Below are 1,785 nucleotides of genomic sequence, written 5' to 3' on the forward strand. Positions count from 1 at the left end.
GCGATCTCCTGGATCGGCTGCACGGTGCCGATCTCACCGTTCGCGAGTCCGATCGAGAGCAGCGTCGTGTCGTCCCGCAGCGCAGCGTCGACCGCCGCGGGGTGCACGCGACCCCGCGCATCGACCGGCACCACGGTGAGTTCAAAACCGAACACCCGCTCGAGGAAGCGCGCGGACTCCAGCACCGAGGAGTGCTCGATCGCTGAGACGACGAGGTGCTTGCCGCGGGGCCGTGCGAGGGCGAGCCCCGTCACCGCGAGCGCGTTCGCCTCGGTGCCTCCCGAGGTGAAGAGCACCTCGGCCGGGCGCGCGCCGAGGGCGACGGCGATCTGCGCACGGGCGCGCTCCACAGCCGCGCGCGCACGCGCACCGGCGGCGTGCACGCTCGACGCGTTCGCCTGCCCGGCGTCCCACGCGGCGAGCATCGCGGCGCGCGCCTCGGGGCGCAGCGGGGCGGTCGCGGCGGCGTCGAGGTAGCCGGAACTCGTGTCGCTCACGCGCGGCTCACGCGGCGTCAAGGCCGAGGTCGAGGGCGCGGGCGCCGTGCGTCAGCTGCCCCACCGAGATCACGTCGACGCCGGTCTCCGCGATGCCGGCCACCGTGTCGAGCCGCACGCCGCCGCTCGCCTCGACGATCGCCCGCCCGGCGATCAGCTCGACCCCGGCGCGCAGCTCGTCGTTCGTGAAGTTGTCGAGCAGCACCCCGGTGGGGCGCGCCGCGAGCACCGGCTCGATCTGGTCGAGCCGGTCGACCTCGACAATGATCGAGGTCGTGTGCCCAACGCGGTCGCGCAGGCCGGCAAGCGCTGCGGTGGTGCTCGCCGCGTCGACCGCGCCGAGCGCCGCAAGATGGTTGTCCTTCACCATGATCGCGTCCGACAGGCTGAACCGGTGATTCGCACCGCCGCCCATCCGGACCGCGTGCTTCTCCAACGCGCGGAGGCCGGGGGTGGTCTTCCTCGTGTCGGCGATCCGCGCGCGCGTGTGCGCCACCGCGGCGACGAACTGCGCGGTCAGCGTGGCGATGCCGCTCATGCGCTGGCTGAAGTTGAGAGCGACGCGCTCCCCCGTGAGCACGGCGCGGGCCGGACCCGAGATGCGCGCGAGCACGTCGCCCGCGACGAACGGCGTGCCATCGGCGACGCGCCCCNGAGATGCGCGCGAGCACGTCGCCCGCGACGAACGGCGTGCCATCGGCGACGCGCCCCGCGAGCTCGACGCGCGCATCGGTCTGCCGAAACGCCGCGTCAACCAGCGCGCCGCCGGCGAACACGCCAGCCTCGCGCGCCACGAGCCGCGTGTCGATCGTCGCATCCTCCGGGATCGTCAGCTCGACGGTGAGATCGCCCCACGGGGCATCCTCCGAGAGCGCGCGCGACACGACGTCAGAGATCAGGTGAGTGGTCAGCATGCGGCGAGGCTCCTCGCGGTTGGGTCCGAGTGGGACGGGAGAATCTGAGTGAACACGAACGCGGAGCGCCGGCCAGGCGCCGCGGTGACGGCGGGCGGCGCGTCAACCGCAGGGAAGTCCGCGCGCTGGTGCGCGCCGCGCGACTCGCGCCGCTCGATCGCGGCGTGCGCGATCATGGACGCGAGCTCGGCCGCGCCGCCATTCGGGCCGCCCATCGCGCCGTCGCACGCGGCGAGCACCGCGCCGAGACCAGCCGCGTCGCGCTCGATCCCGAGCCCGGCCGCGATCGCCTCGCGCAGCGCGTCACGCTCGCCCACCGCGCCAGCTTCGGACCGTACCCCAGGAACCGCGCCGTCCCCGCGCACCGCCGAGCC

At 74.4% G+C, this 1,785-nt stretch carries 1 protein-coding gene and 2 pseudogenes; all 3 read right to left on the bottom strand.

From position 1 onward, the window contains the following. Window positions 1-497, bottom strand: a 497-nt coding sequence (locus EGM46_RS14460; RefSeq protein ID WP_125100821.1) for an aminotransferase class V-fold PLP-dependent enzyme, incomplete at its 3' end; no start/stop codon positions are given. 7 nt (window positions 498-504) lie between these two features. Further along, window positions 505-1,411, bottom strand: a pseudogene (gene nadC, locus EGM46_RS14465) (carboxylating nicotinate-nucleotide diphosphorylase). After that, window positions 1,405-1,785, bottom strand: a pseudogene (locus tag EGM46_RS14795) (hypothetical protein); the annotation flags it as partial. The pseudogenes nadC and EGM46_RS14795, both read right to left, overlap by 7 nt.

Source organism: Leucobacter chromiireducens (assembly GCF_003917135.1).
GTDB classification, from domain to species: Bacteria; Actinomycetota; Actinomycetes; order Actinomycetales; family Microbacteriaceae; genus Leucobacter; species Leucobacter chromiireducens_A.